We start from the raw sequence: 15,814 nt of genomic DNA on the forward strand, positions 1-15,814 counted from the left end.
CTTGACCGCCTACCCTTCGATGACGGTAGCGTCAAGGGACGAACTGCCCGTCAGGGGTAGGCCGGAGGATCGTCCGTACGCACCTCGCGTACCGATCAACGTCGATCGTGTCGACCCGTCATGTCCGGCCGGACAGCCGTGCGCGCAACGCGCCCAGATGCGCAACCCACGGTTGACAACCCCGAGTGCACCGACGTGCCAGCTGCTTGGACAGCTGTGCCGTGGCGCGCGCCGGAAAGATGAGGGAGCCTGTGTCCGCAGTCCGTGCCGACAAGCTCTACAAGGTCTTCGGTCGCCGCGCGAGCGATGCGATCCCCCTGCTGGAACAGGGGCGAGACGCACAGGACGTCCGCAAGCTCGGGGTGACACCAGCCGTGATCGACGCGTCCTTCCACGTCGAGGAAGGCGAGATCTTCGTCGTCATGGGACTGTCCGGCTCGGGGAAGTCGACCCTGATCCGGATGCTCAACGGGCTGCTCACACCCACCTCCGGCAGGGTGTACCTGGGCGAGGTCGAGCTGAACGGCCTGTCCGCCAAGCGGATGCGGACCGTCCGGCAGGAGAAGATCAGCATGGTCTTCCAGCACTTCGCGCTGCTGCCACACCGGACCGTGCTGGAGAACGCCGCGTACGCACTGGAGATTCGCCAACTGCCCAAGGGCGAACGCGTCGACCGGGCCCGCGAGGCGCTCGGCATGGTGGGCCTGGAGGGCTGGGAGGATCACCTGCCGACCCAGCTGTCCGGCGGTATGCGCCAACGCGTCGGTCTCGCTCGGGCGCTCGCCGCCGGCACCGACATCCTGCTGATGGACGAGGCGTTCAGCGCACTCGACCCGCTGATCCGGCGGGAGATGCAGGACCAGCTGCTCGAACTCCAGTCCCGGTTGGGGAAAACCATCGTCTTCATTACCCACGACCTCAACGAGGCGATGCGGATCGGCGACCGGATCGCCATGATGCGCGACGGCCGGATCGTCCAGATCGGCACGTCGGAAGAGATCCTGCAGGATCCGGCCAACGACTACGTCGCACAGTTCGTCCAGGACGTCGACCGGTCGAGGGTGCTGACCGCGAGCGCCGTGATGGAAAAGCCGGTCGCGCTGGTCCGAGCGCAGTCGGGTCCGCGCCAGGCTCTCCGGGTCATGCGCGAGAACCAGGTGGGTGCGGCGTTCGTCGTCGACCGGGAGCGCCGCCTCGTCGGCGCCGTCCGCGACGGTGCCGTCGCCGAGGCGACCAGGCAGGGGCGGGAGTCGCTGAACGGCCTGGTCAGTGCGGACGACGCGGTGACCGTCGGGCCCGACGTGCTGGTCGCGGACCTGCTCACCTATTCCGCGGAAGCGGCGGTGCCGCTTGCGGTCGTCGACGACGAACGACGGTTGCTCGGGGTCATTCCTCGGGTCACCCTGCTCGCCGCGCTGGGCAACGGACACCACCTCGAACCGGCCACGGCCGACGACACCACCTCGTCCTCGCGTCAAGAGTCTCCTGACGGTGCGAAGGGCCACGAGTCGGCGCACCGTCAAGAAAGTCTTGACGACACGCAATCCGAAACTGACAACGCCGGCACCGAGGAGGTCACGCCGTGAGCCCTCTCGCCGTATCGAGCCTTCGGGCCGAGTCGAGTCCGCTCGCCGCGGTAGGGATTCCACGTCTGCACGTGGGCGACCTGTTCGCGGCACTCGTCGACTGGCTGACCAACAACCTCGGCGCCGTGTTCGACGCGATCGGCAGCGCGATCGGCTGGACGGTCGGCGGCCTGGCGGGCTTCTTCTCCGCGCCCGCCATCATCGGCCTAGCGATCGTGTTCGGCCTGCTCGGCCTCGCCCTGCGCGGCTGGAAGTGGGGTGTGGCAGCACTCGTCATCACCGGCGTGCTCGGCTACCTCGCCGCACTCGGCGGCGTACCTCCGGCGTTCGTGCTGGCGGTGGCGTTCGGCGTCCTCGGCCTCGCCATCCGGGGCTGGAAGTTCGGCCTGTTCGCGGTCGTCGCGTTCGCGCTCATCGACAGCATGGGCCTGTGGAAGCCCGCGATGGACACCCTCGCACTCGTCCTGGTGGCCAGCCTGGTGGCGGTGGTGCTGGCGATCCCGATCGGGATCGCCGCGGGCCGCAGCGACACCTTCAGCCGGATCGTCAAACCCGTACTCGACCTCATGCAGACGATGCCGGCGATGGTCTACCTCATCCCCTCGATCTTCCTGTTCAGCATCGGGGTCGTGCCAGGCGTGGTGGCCACGGTCATCTTCGCGATGGCCCCCGGCGTCCGCCTGACGGAGCTGGGCATCCGCCAGGTCGACAAGGAGGTCGTGGAGGCTGGCGAGGCCTTCGGCGCACCTCCCGGCCGGATCCTCGGCCGCATCCAGCTACCCCTCGCACTCCCGACGATCATGGCCGGGGTCAACCAGGTGATCATGCTCGCCCTGTCCATGGTCGTGATCGCCGGCCTCGTGGGCGCCGGCGGCCTGGGCGGCGAGGTCTACACATCGATCTCCACCATCGACCTGGCGGGCGGCTTCGAGGCCGGCCTGGCCGTGGTGGTGCTCGCGGTCTACCTCGACCGGCTGACGGCTTCGCTGACGAGTCGCTCGGCCGTGGTCCGCGCGCAGGCGGCGGCGAGCAACCGGTGAGTCCGGGGCGCTGACACCGATCAGACGGGGCGGTCGGCGCCGACTGGCGCCTGACCCGAACTACCCGACGGAAAGGACAGACAACCGTGCGAAGTGGAGGACTCCTGCGGCGCCTGACGATGGCGTCGGCCGCTCTCCTCACGATGGCGCTCGTGGCCGCTGGCTGCGGCACCATCGGTGGGACCGACAATGCGGGCGGTAGCAAGACGACCTCGCAGTCCGGTGACTCGGGCGGCTCCGGGAACGGCAAGACCATCAAGATCGGCTGGATCCCGTGGGACGAGGACATCGTCGTCAGCAACCTGTGGAAGCAGGAGTTGGAGAAGAAGGGCTACAAGGTCCAGCTCGTCCAGCTCGACCCGGGTCCGCTGTTCACCGGCTTGGCCAAGGGTGACATCGACCTGTTCTTCGACACGTGGCTGCCGGTGACCCACAAGAGCTACTGGGACCGGTACGGCAAGCAGCTGGAGGACATGGGGATCTGGTACGACAACGCGACGCTCGCGTTGACCGTCCCCAACTACGTGACCGACGTGAAGACGATCTCTGATCTCAAGGGTAAGGCGTCTGAGTTCGGCGGCCGGATCACCGGAATCGAGGCGGGGGCCGGTCTCACCCAGGCCACCGAGCAGAAGACGATCCCCGGCTACCAGCTGACCGGCGAATACGAACTCGCCAAGTCCTCGACGCCCGCGATGCTCGCCGAGTTGCAGAAGGCGATCAAGGCTAAGAAGCCGATCGTCGTCACCCTCTGGCGTCCGCACTGGGCCTACGCGAAGCTGCCGATTCATGATCTGCAGGACCCGAAGGGCACCCTCGGCAAGGCCGAGAAGCTGCACGTGGTCGGGCGGCAGGGATTCGGCAAGGACTTCCCCGAGCTGAAGACCTGGTTGTCGAACTTCACCATGGACGACAAGCATCTCGGCACCCTCGAGGACGTCGCCCTCAACCAGAACAAGGGCAAGGAGGCCGAGGGCGTCGCCGAGTGGTCGAAGCAGAACGCCGACTTCGTTTCACAGCTGACGAAATAGGAGCTCGCGGGCGGAGCCGCGTTCTGGACCGATCGGGTTCGGAGCCGGCGCCGCCCGACCGGCCACACATGGTGCCCGGCGCTCACCGTAACGGTGAAGTGTCGGGCACCATCGTTTCGCGGAAGGCCCAAGATCAGGAAAAGTGCTGATATGTCACTTCCGCGAGCACCGCGACACGGTGCGGGACCGGTGTGACAAAGGTCACCGCATGACCGCTCTGGCCCGACTTGGCTTGATCTCGCCGGTCATGCGAGCCTAAGCGGAACATTGCGGGTCGACATTGTTTTGGTCCGCGCCAATTCGGCGGAGCCGAATCCGGTCAACCGGTCATCCGGCCGGTTCAGGTCGATCGGAATTCTCCGTGCATAAAGAAATTCCTGTCCCGATCCGGGAAATTCCGGATCGGTGATTTTGCGGTCGGGGGATACATTCCGCAGCTGTGCGAACGGTTTGTCCTCGACCGAAAGGGATTGCTTGTGTCCGGGCGTCATGTGTCAGCAAGGGTGCGTCGAAGGATCATCATCGGCACGGTGGCCACCGCCCTGGCGCTGACCGGTGTGACGGCCGGCGGCCTGGTGCTGGTCAACCGCTCGTCCGACCCGGTGCCCGCCGCGGCTGCCCTGGACCGACCGATCCAGGCAGCCGAACGGGGCCACCGGGCCTCGCGCAGCCTGGAACGCACCGCTCCCGGCCAGTCCGACGGGCACCCGGCCGCAACGCCGACCAGCCAGGCGGACGACGAGCCCGGCGCGAACGCCCGTCCCGCTGACGCGACGGCCACACCCCGGGCCACAGCCAAGGCCACCCCCCGGGCCACCGCGCCGAAGACGCCGAAGCCGGAGGCGACCGAGGTCCACAAGCAGGACGCCCCGGCCGCCAAGGAGTCGCCGAAGGCGAAGTCGTCCGGTGATGAGGAGTCCACCTCGGAGTCCAGTTCGGGTGGCAGCGAGGACGCGAACGTCGTGGAGACCAAGAGCGGTCCCGCGACCTTCTTCGGCGACGCCTCGGAGTACCAGCCGATGGCCTGTGGCGGGCACACCCGCACCACCACCAAGGGCGTCGCGCTGTGGAAGGTGCCCTGCGGCACGATGGTCCGGATCACCAGTGAGGACACCGGCAAGAGCGTCATCGCCCCCGTCGAGGACCGTGGGCCGGCCAGCTGGACCGGCGCGGTGATCGACCTGCTGCCCGACACCTGGGATGCCCTCGGCGTCTCCCGCGACCAGGGCCGCCAGGAGGTCACCTACGAGGTGCTCGGCGACTGAGCACCAGACCTCGGTCGGAGGTCCAGCCCGTGGATCAGGTGATCCTGGTCCACGGCCACACTGCCTAGGGTGAGCTGGTGGATCACCACGTCGGGCGCCGCGTCCAGCACGACCAGGACACCGACCGTGAGATCGGCCGCGACCTCGCGCCCGGGCCACTCCCGGTGACTGTCGGCCGTGGCGAGCTCGCGGCGTGCGTGGACGCGCTGCTCTTTCGCAGGCCGTCCCGGTCGGACGCGTCCGCCTCCGCGGCCGACGCCCTAGGCTTTCAGCAGACCCCGACAGCCCCGTTCCGGACGCCGGAGCGGGCCTGCGGCGCGATCAGGGGTGGTCGCCGGCGAAGGCGCTGGCCGAATCTGGCTCCCCCAACTCGTGCCGCCTCGAGAGGCTGACACAGTGGAAGAGGCGGGCGACGTGAGAGCGCGTGTCGTCCGCCGATCGCACTGCCACGAAGCGCTACCGGAGGACACGGGTGACGAACGAAGGCGCGGCCAGTGGGGACGCGGGCGACGACGTGACGGGCCGCGGCCGGACCGGCCGCGACGCCACGAAGAGGCCGCTTCCGCCGACGGCGTGTTCTGCCCTGTCCGAGGCGCTCGAGGAGCCCATGGCCGGAACCGCGGCCAACGCCACGACCTGGCTGTGCATCGAACAGTCCGGCCCCTACGGCGCGGACGCCCTCACCGAGAGCCACTTCGACCCCATCCTCGGCGCCGAGCTGGCGGCCCGGGTCAAGGGCACCGGCGTCCGCGTCCAGCTCATCCGGCGCCCTGGCCGGCACGCCGACCGGCACCTGGACGAGGGGGCGCAGCACAGCGACCGTCGAACCGTCTACGTCGCGCACACGCGGCCGGGCGGGACCTGGATCCACAAGGGCGCGTTCGACGACCTGACCAAGCTGCTCAGCTTCGACTTCGAGGCACTCGCGGCCGGCGTGGAGCCGCAGACGTGGGGGAGGCGGGACGACACCCCCTTGATGCTGGTGTGCAGCAACGGGCGCCGCGACGTGTGCTGTGCGGTGCTCGGCCGGCCGATCGCGGCCGAGCTCGCCCGCCGTCATCCCGACGGCACGGTGTGGGAGACCACCCACACCGGCGGCCACCGGCTCGCCCCCACCGCGGTGGTGCTTCCCACCGGTTACCTCTACGGCCGGCTCGACATCGAGCACGCGGATCGGGTCCTGTCACAGGCCCGACGCGGACTGATGGTGGTCGACCGGTGCCGTGGCCGCTCGACCTGGACCGCTCCTGGCCAGGTGGCCGAGCTCGCCGTCCGCGAGCTCATCGACGAGCCGCTCCCCGACGTCGTACGCGTGGAGGCCGAGGAGCCGGGCGAGCCCGCGGTGGAAGACGACCCCGCCATCCCGTACGCCGCGCAGTCCGACCGGCGTGGCTGGCGGGTCCGGGCGAGTGCGGCGGGGCGTGAGTTCGTGGTGTGGGGCCGGGAGGAGGTCCTGCGACCGGAGCGGCGTACCAGCTGCGCGAAGGCGCCGGTCACGCCGACGGCCCACCAGGTGACCCGGGTGGAGGAGACGACGCCCGCGGGCTGACGACGGCCCAGCCGGCGCCCAGGCGTCGTCGGGAACATCGGCCCGAAGATCAGGAGCCGCGGTCGGGGTCAGCTCGAGGCGAGCCTCAATCCGGCCTCGAGTTCCACGCGGTTCTCGGCCACCCAGGCGAACGCGTCCTGGATCCCCTCCACGACACCGCTGTCGAGGAGGCGCTGTTTGGCCGGGTCTCCCGCGGCGGCCTCCGCCGCGATCCCGCGCCAGCACCGGTCCTGCCACCACATGATCGTCTCGACGAGTTCGCCCCGGTCGCGGGTGGTCAGGCCGTACGTCTCGCCGATCAGCGCGAGCAGCCGGGCAGGCCCGGCCGGACTGGAGCGGCGCGGCCCGAGGTCGAGGAACTGCCAGCACACGTGGGCGACGTCGTGCAGCCGACGCCCCGGTGCGGCGAGGTCCCAGTCGATGAAGGCGTACGGGCGCAGGCCGGCGGCCTCGCGCCGATAGACCGTGTTGCGGGGCGCGAGGTCGTTGTGGCACACGACCTCCTGGTCTTCGGCGAGGTCCGTACCGGCGCTCAGGTCGTGGAACTGCCGGACGAGCTTGGTCACCTTCACCAGGCTGTCCTCCGACCACACCGCGGGCGGCTGGGCCGGCTCCCACGCGACGTGGCCGTCGAGGTGGGTGAGGATCTCCCGGCCGTCGGTGTCGGTGCCGAGGTACCTCGGCGCGCCGGTCCAGTGGTAGTGGTCGAGGAGCCGCAACAGGTCGTGGACGTACGCCGCACGCTCGGGCATCGGCCGTCGTACGGTGTCGCCCACGCGGACGACGGTGTTCACATGCCCTCCGGCGAGGTGGTGTTCCGCAGCCATGGCGCACAGCCTGCCCCTGGAAGATTCCCCTGACCACAGGGCGCGCGGCGGCGACCAACCCCTTCCGTCGTCCGAGTTCCACGAAAATTCGTAACAGCACTTATATAAGTGCTGTTACGATTCCTGGCGTGCCGAAGGCCCGCGAGTTCACCGACCCGACCGAAGACAGCCTCTGGCGGCCCCTGCGCCTCCTGCTGGCCTCGATGGACGACGACATCGCCCGGCTCTACGCCGAGGCCCGCATCGAGGGGCTCAAACCGAGCTTCGTGATGGAACTGATCAGGCTCCACGCCCGGGGTCCGATGACGATCCGGGAGCTGGCCGACTCGGTGCGGCTCACCCACTCCGCGGTGAGTCAGAAGGTGGCCGCGATGCGTGCCGCCGGCCTCATCCGCACCACCACGGGGCCCGACGCCCGCAGCAAGACGGTGACGCTGACGAAGAAGGCCGAGGGCATCATCGCCCGGCTGGCCGCGGAGTGGCGGGCCACCGAGGCCACGCTGGCCGAACTCGAGGCGGAGATCCCGTACCCGTTGAGCCGCGTGGTCACCGACATCGAGGACGCGCTGCGGCGCAGGAGTTTCCACGACCGGATCGCCGAGAAGCTCGCCGACGACGAGGAGTGGTCGTGAGGCATCTCCTCATCGACCTGACTCCCCTGCGGGTCTCGCCGGCGTTCCGCAGGTTGTGGCTCGGTCAGGCGCTGTCCGGGCTCGGCGGTCACATGGCGATGGTCGCGGTGATGTTCCAGGTCTGGCAGCTGACCCGGAGCACGGTCTGGACCGGCGCGGTCGGCCTGGCGCAGGCCGTCCCGGTCATCGCGTTCGGTCTCTTCGCCGGGACGCTCGTCGACCGCCGCGACCGGCGCCGGCTCTACCTGGTCGCCGTCGCGGGGCAGGCGGTGGGTTCGCTGGCCCTGGCGGTCCAGGCGTTCGTCGGGCTGCTCCCGGTCGGCGGGGTGCTGGCGTTGGTCGCCGTCCAGTCCTGCTTCGTCGCCTGTGCGGGCCCGGCGTCGCGCACGTTCATCCCGCGGCTGCTGCCCAAGGAGCAGGTGCCGGCCGGGCTGGTGCTCAACCGGATCTCCTTCCAGGCGGCGTTCCTGCTGGGGCCGGCGTTGGGCGGACTGCTGCTGGGCTGGCTGGGTGCCGGCGGCTGCTACCTGGTCGACGCCGCGACGTTCCTGTTCGCGTTCTACGGCGCCTTCGGGTTGCCGGCCATGCGGCCGGAGGGTGAGCTGTCGCGTCCGGGGCTGTCCGGCGTCGCGGACGGCCTGGCCTTCCTGGTCCGCAGTCCCATGGTGCGAGGAGCGCTCCTCACCGACCTCGCCGCCACCGTCCTGTCGATGCCGATCAGCCTGTTTCCCCTGGTCAACGCCGAACGGTTCGGGAACGACCCGCGCACCCTCGGGCTGTTCCTGTCCGCGATCGCCGTCGGCGGGGTCACGGCCTCGCTCCTCTCGGGCACGTTCACCCGGTACCGCCCAGGCCTGGTGATGCTCTGCGGCTCCGCGGTCTGGGGCGGGGCGATCGCGTTGTTCGGGGTCGCTCCGAACCCGTGGCTGGGACTGGTGTTCCTGGCGGTCGCGGGCGCCGCCGACACCCTCGCGGTGGTCTCCCGCGGCACCATCGTCCAGCTGCACACCCCAGACGCCCTGCTCGGCCGGGTGGTCGCCGCCGAGCAGATCGTCGGGCAGGGCGGACCCGACCTCGGCAACATGCGTGGCGGTCTGGTCGCGGGCGCGACGTCAGGGGTGACCGCCCTGGTGAGCGGTGGCCTGCTGTGCGTGGCCGCGGTGGCACTCGTCGGTGCGACCACGGCCGAACTCGCCGGCCGCCGGCCGCGCGTTCGCCCCGCCCCGCCTGGAATGTCGGGCTGAACCGGACGGAGCCGACGTCTGGTGGGGTCCCGGACTTTCCCGAACGGGCGCCGATTACGTCGCTGCATCCTGGCCGAAGGGGCAAGCTGGAGAGCATGACCGAGGCCTATCTCTTCGACGCCGTCCGTACGCCCCGAGGCCGGGGCAAACGGGGCGCCCTGCACAGCGTGAAGCCGGTGACGCTCGGATCGGGCGTCCTGACGGCCCTGCGAAACCGGCACGACCTGGACACCTCCCGGGTGGACGACGTGATCTTCGGGATCGTCACCCCGGTGGGTGAGCAGGGCGCCGACCTGGCCAGGACCGCCGTCCTGATGGCGGGCTGGGACGTCGGGGTGCCCGGCACGCAGCTCAACCGGTTCTGCGCCTCGGGCCTGGAGGCGGTCAACCTCGCCGCCCAGAAGGTGGCGTCGGGGTACGACGACCTGGTGGTGGCCGGCGGCGTCGAGTCGATGTCGCGGGTGCCGATGGGGTCCGACGGCGGGGCATGGTTCATCGACCCCGAGACGAACCTCAAGACCGGCTTCGTTCCCCAGGGCATCAGCGCCGACCTGCTCGCGACGCTGGAGGGGCTGGAGCGGGAGGACGTCGACGCGTTCGCGTGTACGTCGCAGCAGCGGGCGACGCTGGCCCGGGACAAGGGCTACTTCGAGCGGTCGGTCGTCCCGGTCCTCGACCAGAACGACGCGGTGCTCCTCGACCAGGACGAGGCGATCCGGCCGGAGACGACCGTGGCCGGCCTCGGTGCGCTGAAGGCGGCCTTCGAGGGCGTCGGCGCCCTGGGCTTCGACGACGTGGCGATGGACCGCTACCCCAGCGTCGAGAGCATCCGGCACGTCCACACGGCCGGGAACTCCTCCCAGATCGTCGACGGCGCCGCCGCGGTGCTGATCGGCAGCGAACGCGCCGGCGTCGACCTCGGGCTGACACCACGCGCGCGGATCGTGAGCGTCGCGGCCGTCGGCACCGACCCCACCCTCATGCTGGTCGGGCCCGGTCCCGCCGCGCGCAAGGCGCTCGACAAGGCGGGGTTGACGCCGCAGGACATCGACCTCTACGAGGTGAACGAGGCGTTCGCGGCGGTGGTGCTGCGCTTTATGCGCGAACTCGACCTCTCGCCCGACGTGGTCAACGTCAACGGCGGCGCGATTGCACTCGGCCACCCGCTCGGCGCGACCGGCGCGATGCTGGTCGGGACGCTGCTCGACGAGCTCGAACGCCGGGATCTCCGGCGCGGGCTGGTCACCCTCTGCGTCGGTGGCGGCATGGGTGTCGCCACGATCATCGAGCGGGTCTGAGCGCGACGTCCGTGATCAGGCGGGGTCGGGGGCGTGGGTCTCGTCCCAGGCGCGGGTGAGCGCCTCGCTGAAGAGCTCGACCGGCTGCGCGCCGGAGACGCCGTACCGGTCGGCGACGACGAAGAACGGTACGCCGTTGGCGCCGAGTTCCTGCGCCTCGCGTGCGTCGGCGACCACGTCGTCGGCGTAGGTCCCCTGCTCCAGGGTTCGACGCGCCTCGTCCGGGTCGAGGCCGGCTTCGGCGGCGAGATCCACCAGCGAGTCGTGGTCGAACAGTGACCGGTGTTCGGTGAACTGGGCGCGGTAGAACCGCTCGACCACCGCGTCCTGGAGGCCACGCTCCTTGCCCAGGTGCAGGAGTCGGTGCGCGTCCGCGGTGTTGCCCGACAGGCTGCCCTTGAGGTGGTACTCGAGCCCTTCCTCGGTCGCGAGGCCCTCCAGCCTGACCTGTTGGGCCCGCATCTCCTCGATCGACATGCCGTACTTCGCGGCCAGCTGCTCGACCTGGTGTTCGGCGGTCGGGGGCGCGGTCGGGTCGAGCTGGAAGGAACGATGGACGACCTCGACGTCCGCGGCGTGTTCGAAGCCCGCGAGGGCCTTCTCGAAGCGGCGCTTACCGAGGTAACACCACGGACAGACCAGATCGGCCCAGATCTCTACCCGCACGGAAGGTCCTTCCACTACTCGACGTATGGGCTCGGGTACGGCGGTGGCACACCGCACCACCGAGCCTCCACGCAAGGATGCGGCACCTGTCCCGGCAGCGCCGCGGGGCCCTCCGCTATTCCGGGTGATCAGTCGTTCGGGACGCTCGGCCGGGCGCGACTGACCCTCAGGGCCGACCGATCGACACCCGCACGGGCGCGCTGGTCTCGACGGTGGCGGTGCCGTCGCCCGCCACCGAGACGCTGAGCGGGTGGCCGGCGATCCGTAGTCCGCTGACTCCGAGCGGCCACCAGTCGGAGTACGCCGGGTCCGGCGCGATCCGCAGCGTCCCGCCCGGTACGTCGGCGTCCAGGCCCAGCGCCGCGGACAGCAGCGCCACCGCGGCCGCTGCCGACCAGGCCTGCGGCCGGCAGGAGGCCGGGTAGGCGAGTACGGCGTCCCCGGCCCGCGCGTCCGTGCCGGCGAGGAGTTCGGGCAGCCGGTACTCGAAGGACGGCCCGACCCGGACCAGCCCCGCGGCAAGCGACGCGGCGGCCCGGTGCTGGCCCGCCCGGGCGAGGCCGAGGACGCCGATCGCGGTGTCGTGCGGCCACACCGAGCCGGCGTGGTAGCCGAGCGGGTTGAACCCGGCGACGTCCGCGCTCATGGTGCGCAGGCCGTACCCGCAGTCGAGGTCGGGTTCGGCGAGCCGGGCCGCCACCTGCGCGGACTCCGCGGCGTCGAGCAGGCCGGTGCCGAGCAGGTGACCGAGGTTGGACGTCGCGGTGGCCACTGGCGCCTTCGTGCCGTCCAGCGCGATCGCCGGGAAGCGACCGCGCGCGTCGGAGACCCAGAACGTCGTACGGAACCGCTCGCGCAACGCCCGTGCCCACTCCCGCAGCCGGTCCGCGCCGGGGCGGCCGAACGCGGTGAGCAACGCGGCCCCACCGAGCGCCGCCTCGTGGGCGTAGGCCTGCGCCTCGCTGAGGGCGATGGACGGCTTGGCGATGGTGCCGTCGGGGAACTGGATGGAGTCGCCGGAGTCCTTCCACCCCTGGTTGGCGAGCCCGTGACCGCTCTCGTCGACGTACTCGAGGAACCCGTCGCCGTCGGCGTCGGCCGGACCGACGAGCCAGCCGAGCGCGGCCTCCAGCGGGTCGAGCAGGGCGGCCACGTCGGCGGCCGGGAGTCCCCACGTCCACGCGTCGTGGAGGAGGCAGATCCACAGGGCCGTCGCGTCGATGGTCCCGAAGTAGACCGGCGGCAGCCCGGTGGGTCCGCCGACGCTGACGGGCTCCTGGCGTACCTCGTGCAGGATCTTGCCCGGCGCCTCCGCGGTGTCGGGGTCGTGGCGGGTGCCCTGGCGCCGGGCGAGGGTCCGCAGCGTGCCGCGGGCGAGGTCGGTTCCGAGGGGCAACGTGAGCCGGGCGGCCCACAGGGAGTCGCGCCCGAAGAGCGTGAAGAACCACGGGGTGCCCGCCGCGAGGAACACGTCGACCGGCGCCATCGGGTCGGCCAGCGAGAGGGCGGCCAGGTCGTCGACGCCGCGTTCGACGAGCCGCACCAGGTCGGGCGGCCCCGACACCGCGACCTCTCCCCATCCGGGTCCCTGCGGGGCGGGCAGGAACGCGTTGTCGAGCGAACCGGACGCGGTACGGGTGTCACCGGCCGCCGATCGGGTGTCGGCGGCGACGGTGAGGCGCAGGGTGACAGCCCAGCGGGCGCGGGCCGGGACGATGACCTGCCAGCCGAACCTCGCGTGGCCGTCGCCGTCGGTCGCGAGCGTGGCGTCGTAGGGCGTTTCCGGATCGGCCCGCAGTGTCACGGTGACCTGGTGGCCGGCCCAGGCGCAGACCTCCGGACCCTCCTGCGTGGCCGGCAGGGCCGGCGGTGTGGCCCCGTGCTTCACCTCGTCCATCGCCGCGAGATCGACCCCGGCGCGGACCGAGAGGGTGCAGGTCACCGGTGTGCGGGCGGCGTTGACCAGGACGAGGCGCTCCTCGATCCCGTCGGCGTGCGCGCGGCGTTCGCGTTCGAGCCGCACGGTGGGATCAGCGCCCGGGTCGCCGAGGTTGCGCACCACGGCGACGAACCTGGTCAGGTCCGCCGACACCAGCTGGTGTCCGACCGGAGCGGGCTCGTCGCCGTCGACGTCCACCACCAGGGTCGAGAGCACCCGTCGGTCGTGCAGCAGCACACCCTGGACACCGCCGGGACGGATCTGCCCGTCCGGGCCGGACAGCGCGACGGCGGGCGCTCGCACGCAACTGACCAGGTCATGGAGGAACGGCTGGCGCATCCACACTCTCCTCACGGGACGACGGGCCGGGACGCCGAGCCGACAGTCTGGCCGGTCACACCCCCGGACCGCATCCCCGCCGCCTCCCTCAGCCTCGTCGCCGCGGCGTCTCCCCGCCCAGTCCCGACCCCGTCCCCACCTGTCCTGCCGGTGCCCACCCCGGGACTGAACGCCGGGCGCGGCGGGTAGCGTCACCAGAAGACTTGTCACGCCCGGTGCCGTCGATCGAAGTCACGTCGAGTGTGGGTGAGGACCGTATGACAGACGCGGTGCGGTACGACCGGGACGCGGACGGTGTTGTCACGCTGACCCTCGACCAGCCCGGCCAGTCGGCGAACGTGATGAACGCCGACTACGTCACCGCCATGGGCGCGGCGCTGGACCGCCTCGAACACGACCGAGACGCCGGCGACGTCCGCGGGGTCGTCGTGACCTCGGCCAAGTCGACTTTCTTCGCCGGCGGCGACCTCGAGCTGCTGCGCGACGTCACCAGCCACAACGTCGCCGACTTCCGCCGGTTCCTCGACCACGCCAAGGGTCAGCTGCGCCGGCTGGAGACGCTCGGCCGTCCCGTCGTCGCGGCGATCAACGGCTCGGCCCTCGGTGGCGGTCTGGAGATCGCCCTCGCCTGCCACCACCGGATCGTGCTCGACGATCCCGCGGTCAAGCTCGGCTTCCCGGAGGTGACCCTCGGTCTGCTTCCGGGTGGGGGCGGCACGGTCCGTTCCGTGCGCCTGCTCGGCCTGACCGCCGCGCTGCCGCTGCTGGTGGAGGGGACGCAACTGCGCCCGGGCGCCGCGCTGGACCTCGGACTCGTCCACGACCTCGCCAACTCGCCGGAGAACCTGCTGGCGAAGGCCCGCGCGTGGGTCGACACCGCCGCCGAGTCCGAGCCCGCCCAGCCCTGGGATCGCAAGGGCTTCCGGATCCCGGGCCTTCGACTCGGCGACGCGCAGTCCTACGCCGCCCTGTCCGCGGCCCCGGCCATGCTCGCCAAGCGCACCCACGGCGCCTACCCCGCGCCCGAGCGCATCCTGGCCGCCGCGGTGGAAGGCGCGTTCGTCGACGTCGACACGGCCTTGGAGATCGAGAGCAGGTACTTCCTCGAACTCCTTACCGGCCAGGTCGCCAAGAACATGATCTGCACCCTGTGGTTCGGACGGAACGAGGTGGCGCGCGGCGCGTCGAAGCCGACCGGGTACGACAAGCGTCCGGTGCGCCGGCTCGGCGTGCTCGGCGCCGGGATGATGGGCTCCGGCATCGCCCACGTCAGCGCGTACGCCGGCATCGAGGTCGTGCTCAAGGACGTCTCCGCCGACGCCGCGCAGGCCGGCCGCTACCGCGTCGTGGCCCTGCTGGAGGAACGCGTCGCCAAGGGCACGCTGACACCGGAGCGGCGCGACGAGGTGCTCGCCCGGATCGTCCCGACCGAGAACCAGGCCGACCTCGCCGGCTGCGATCTGATCATCGAGGCGGTGTTCGAGGATCGCGGCTTGAAGAACTCCGTCCTGGCCGCCGCGGAGTCGACCGCCCTGCCCGAGGCGCTCATCGCGTCCAACACCTCGACGCTGCCCATCACCGGGCTGGCGGCGGCGGTGCGCTCACCCGAGCGCTTCGTCGGGCTGCACTTCTTCTCCCCGGTCCACAAGATGCCGCTCGTGGAGATCATCCGCGGTGAGCAGACCTCGCCGGTCACGCTGGCGCGGGCGTTCGACTACGTGCGCCAGATCGGCAAGCTGCCCATCATCGTGGGCGACAGTCGCGGCTTCTTCACCTCGCGCGTCTTCGGGACCTACGTCAACGAGGGCATCGCGATGGTCGTCGAGGGCGTCCCGCCGGCCGTCGTCGAGAACACCGCCCGCCGGGCCGGCTTCCCGGTGGGGCCGCTCGCGGTCGCCGACGAGGTGAGTCTGGCGTTGCTGGCCCGCGTCCGGGCCCAGGAGGTGGCCGACCTCGAGGCCGCCGGTGAGTCCCCGGTCGCGCATCCGGCCCACGACGTGGTCGAGGCCATGGCGGGTGAGCTGAACCGGCCGGGCAAGGCCGCCGGCGCGGGCTTCTACGACTATCCGCGCGACGGCGGGCGCAAGCGGTTGTGGCCCGGGCTCGCGGACCGTTTCGCGGTGGGGGCCGGCGACGTACGGCCGGAGGACGTCCGCGACCGGCTGCTGTTCGTGCAGGCCCTGGAGACCCTGCGCTGCCTGAACGAGGGCGTGGTGCAGACGGCGCGCGACGCGAACGTCGGGACCGTCTTCGGCATCGGTTACCCCTCCTGGACCGGCGGCGCCGCGCAGTTCGTGGAGGCCTACGGCGGTCGGGCGGCGTTCGCGGCCCGGGCGAAGGAACTGATGGCGCGCTACGGAGAACGGTTCCAGCCGCCGCCAATCAAGCGTTGAGCCTT

13 protein-coding genes are annotated in these 15,814 nt (G+C 71.1%); 9 read left to right on the forward strand and 4 right to left on the reverse strand.

The window, feature by feature from the left end:
* Positions 1-251: 251 nt before the first annotated feature.
* The 3 genes from HEB94_RS09540 (at position 252) to HEB94_RS09550 (ending at position 3,657) form a co-directional block, all read left to right on the forward strand.
* The gene (locus HEB94_RS09540) at positions 252-1,586 is read left to right on the forward strand and encodes a betaine/proline/choline family ABC transporter ATP-binding protein (RefSeq protein ID WP_192749559.1); all 1,335 of its coding nucleotides are present in this window, start codon (positions 252-254) and stop codon (positions 1,584-1,586) included.
* The gene (locus HEB94_RS53440) at positions 1,583-2,626 is read left to right on the forward strand and encodes an ABC transporter permease (protein ID WP_337917559.1); all 1,044 of its coding nucleotides are present in this window, start codon (positions 1,583-1,585) and stop codon (positions 2,624-2,626) included. Before HEB94_RS09540 ends, HEB94_RS53440 begins: the two co-directional genes overlap by 4 nt.
* A gap of 86 nt (positions 2,627-2,712) precedes the next feature.
* Entirely contained in the window at positions 2,713-3,657 is a 945-nt protein-coding gene (locus HEB94_RS09550; protein ID WP_337917560.1) for a glycine betaine ABC transporter substrate-binding protein, read from the forward strand.
* Between the two features lie 245 nt (positions 3,658-3,902).
* Here the strand turns inward: HEB94_RS09550 and HEB94_RS09555 are convergent, their stop codons facing one another.
* Positions 3,903-4,148 (reverse strand): hypothetical protein, encoded by a 246-nt coding sequence (locus HEB94_RS09555; RefSeq protein ID WP_192749560.1) that lies wholly within the window; start codon positions 4,146-4,148, stop codon positions 3,903-3,905.
* A 39-nt stretch (positions 4,149-4,187) separates the two neighbouring features.
* On the opposite strand from HEB94_RS09555, the gene HEB94_RS09560 reads away from it, so the two are divergent.
* Entirely contained in the window at positions 4,188-4,922 is a 735-nt protein-coding gene (locus HEB94_RS09560) for a septal ring lytic transglycosylase RlpA family protein (RefSeq protein WP_192749561.1), read from the forward strand.
* Positions 4,923-5,394: 472 nt separating this feature from the next.
* Positions 5,395-6,471, forward strand: a complete 1,077-nt coding sequence (locus tag HEB94_RS09565; protein WP_337917561.1) for a sucrase ferredoxin — start codon at positions 5,395-5,397, stop codon at positions 6,469-6,471.
* 68 nt (positions 6,472-6,539) lie between these two features.
* Here the strand turns inward: HEB94_RS09565 and HEB94_RS09570 are convergent, their stop codons facing one another.
* A complete protein-coding gene (locus tag HEB94_RS09570) occupies positions 6,540-7,298 on the reverse strand; it encodes a phosphotransferase (protein ID WP_192749562.1) in 759 nt (252 codons plus the stop codon).
* Positions 7,299-7,426: 128 nt separating this feature from the next.
* On the opposite strand from HEB94_RS09570, the gene HEB94_RS09575 reads away from it, so the two are divergent.
* The 3 genes from HEB94_RS09575 (at position 7,427) to HEB94_RS09585 (ending at position 10,472) form a co-directional block, all read left to right on the forward strand.
* Positions 7,427-7,930 carry a MarR family transcriptional regulator gene (locus HEB94_RS09575; RefSeq protein ID WP_202896247.1) on the forward strand — a complete coding sequence of 168 codons (504 nt, stop codon included), beginning with the start codon at positions 7,427-7,429 and terminating at the stop codon, positions 7,928-7,930.
* Complete coding sequence (locus tag HEB94_RS09580; RefSeq protein WP_337917562.1) at positions 7,927-9,174, forward strand: MFS transporter; 1,248 nt, start codon at positions 7,927-7,929, stop codon at positions 9,172-9,174. Before HEB94_RS09575 ends, HEB94_RS09580 begins: the two co-directional genes overlap by 4 nt.
* A 95-nt stretch (positions 9,175-9,269) precedes the next feature.
* Positions 9,270-10,472, forward strand: coding sequence for an acetyl-CoA C-acetyltransferase (locus tag HEB94_RS09585; RefSeq protein ID WP_192749564.1), 1,203 nt, complete (start codon positions 9,270-9,272; stop codon positions 10,470-10,472).
* Positions 10,473-10,487: 15 nt separating this feature from the next.
* On the opposite strand, the gene HEB94_RS09590 is transcribed toward HEB94_RS09585, so the two are convergent.
* Positions 10,488-11,138, reverse strand: coding sequence for a DsbA family protein (locus HEB94_RS09590; protein ID WP_192749565.1), 651 nt, complete (start codon positions 11,136-11,138; stop codon positions 10,488-10,490).
* Positions 11,139-11,304: 166 nt separating this feature from the next.
* Positions 11,305-13,416: an amylo-alpha-1,6-glucosidase gene (locus HEB94_RS09595; RefSeq protein ID WP_192749566.1), complete on the reverse strand. Its 2,112-nt coding sequence runs from the start codon at positions 13,414-13,416 to the stop codon at positions 11,305-11,307.
* A 257-nt stretch (positions 13,417-13,673) separates the two neighbouring features.
* Between HEB94_RS09595 and HEB94_RS09600 the strand changes: the two genes are divergently transcribed.
* The gene (locus HEB94_RS09600; RefSeq protein WP_192749567.1) at positions 13,674-15,809 is read left to right on the forward strand and encodes a 3-hydroxyacyl-CoA dehydrogenase NAD-binding domain-containing protein; all 2,136 of its coding nucleotides are present in this window, start codon (positions 13,674-13,676) and stop codon (positions 15,807-15,809) included.
* Positions 15,810-15,814 lie beyond the last annotated feature (5 nt).

The sequence above is a fragment of the Actinopolymorpha pittospori genome (assembly GCF_014873875.1).
Classification (GTDB): Bacteria; Actinomycetota; Actinomycetes; order Propionibacteriales; family Actinopolymorphaceae; genus Actinopolymorpha; species Actinopolymorpha pittospori.

Coding starts and splice junctions, on each gene's coding strand:
- HEB94_RS09555 (WP_192749560.1), bottom strand. CDS start 4,148: ATGACGCCCGGACACAAGCAATCCCTTTCGGTCGAGGACAAACCGTTC.
- HEB94_RS09570 (WP_192749562.1), bottom strand. CDS start 7,298: ATGGCTGCGGAACACCACCTCGCCGGAGGGCATGTGAACACCGTCGTC.
- HEB94_RS09585 (WP_192749564.1), top strand. CDS start 9,270: ATGACCGAGGCCTATCTCTTCGACGCCGTCCGTACGCCCCGAGGCCGG.
- HEB94_RS09595 (WP_192749566.1), bottom strand. CDS start 13,416: ATGCGCCAGCCGTTCCTCCATGACCTGGTCAGTTGCGTGCGAGCGCCC.
- HEB94_RS09600 (WP_192749567.1), top strand. CDS start 13,674: ATGACAGACGCGGTGCGGTACGACCGGGACGCGGACGGTGTTGTCACG.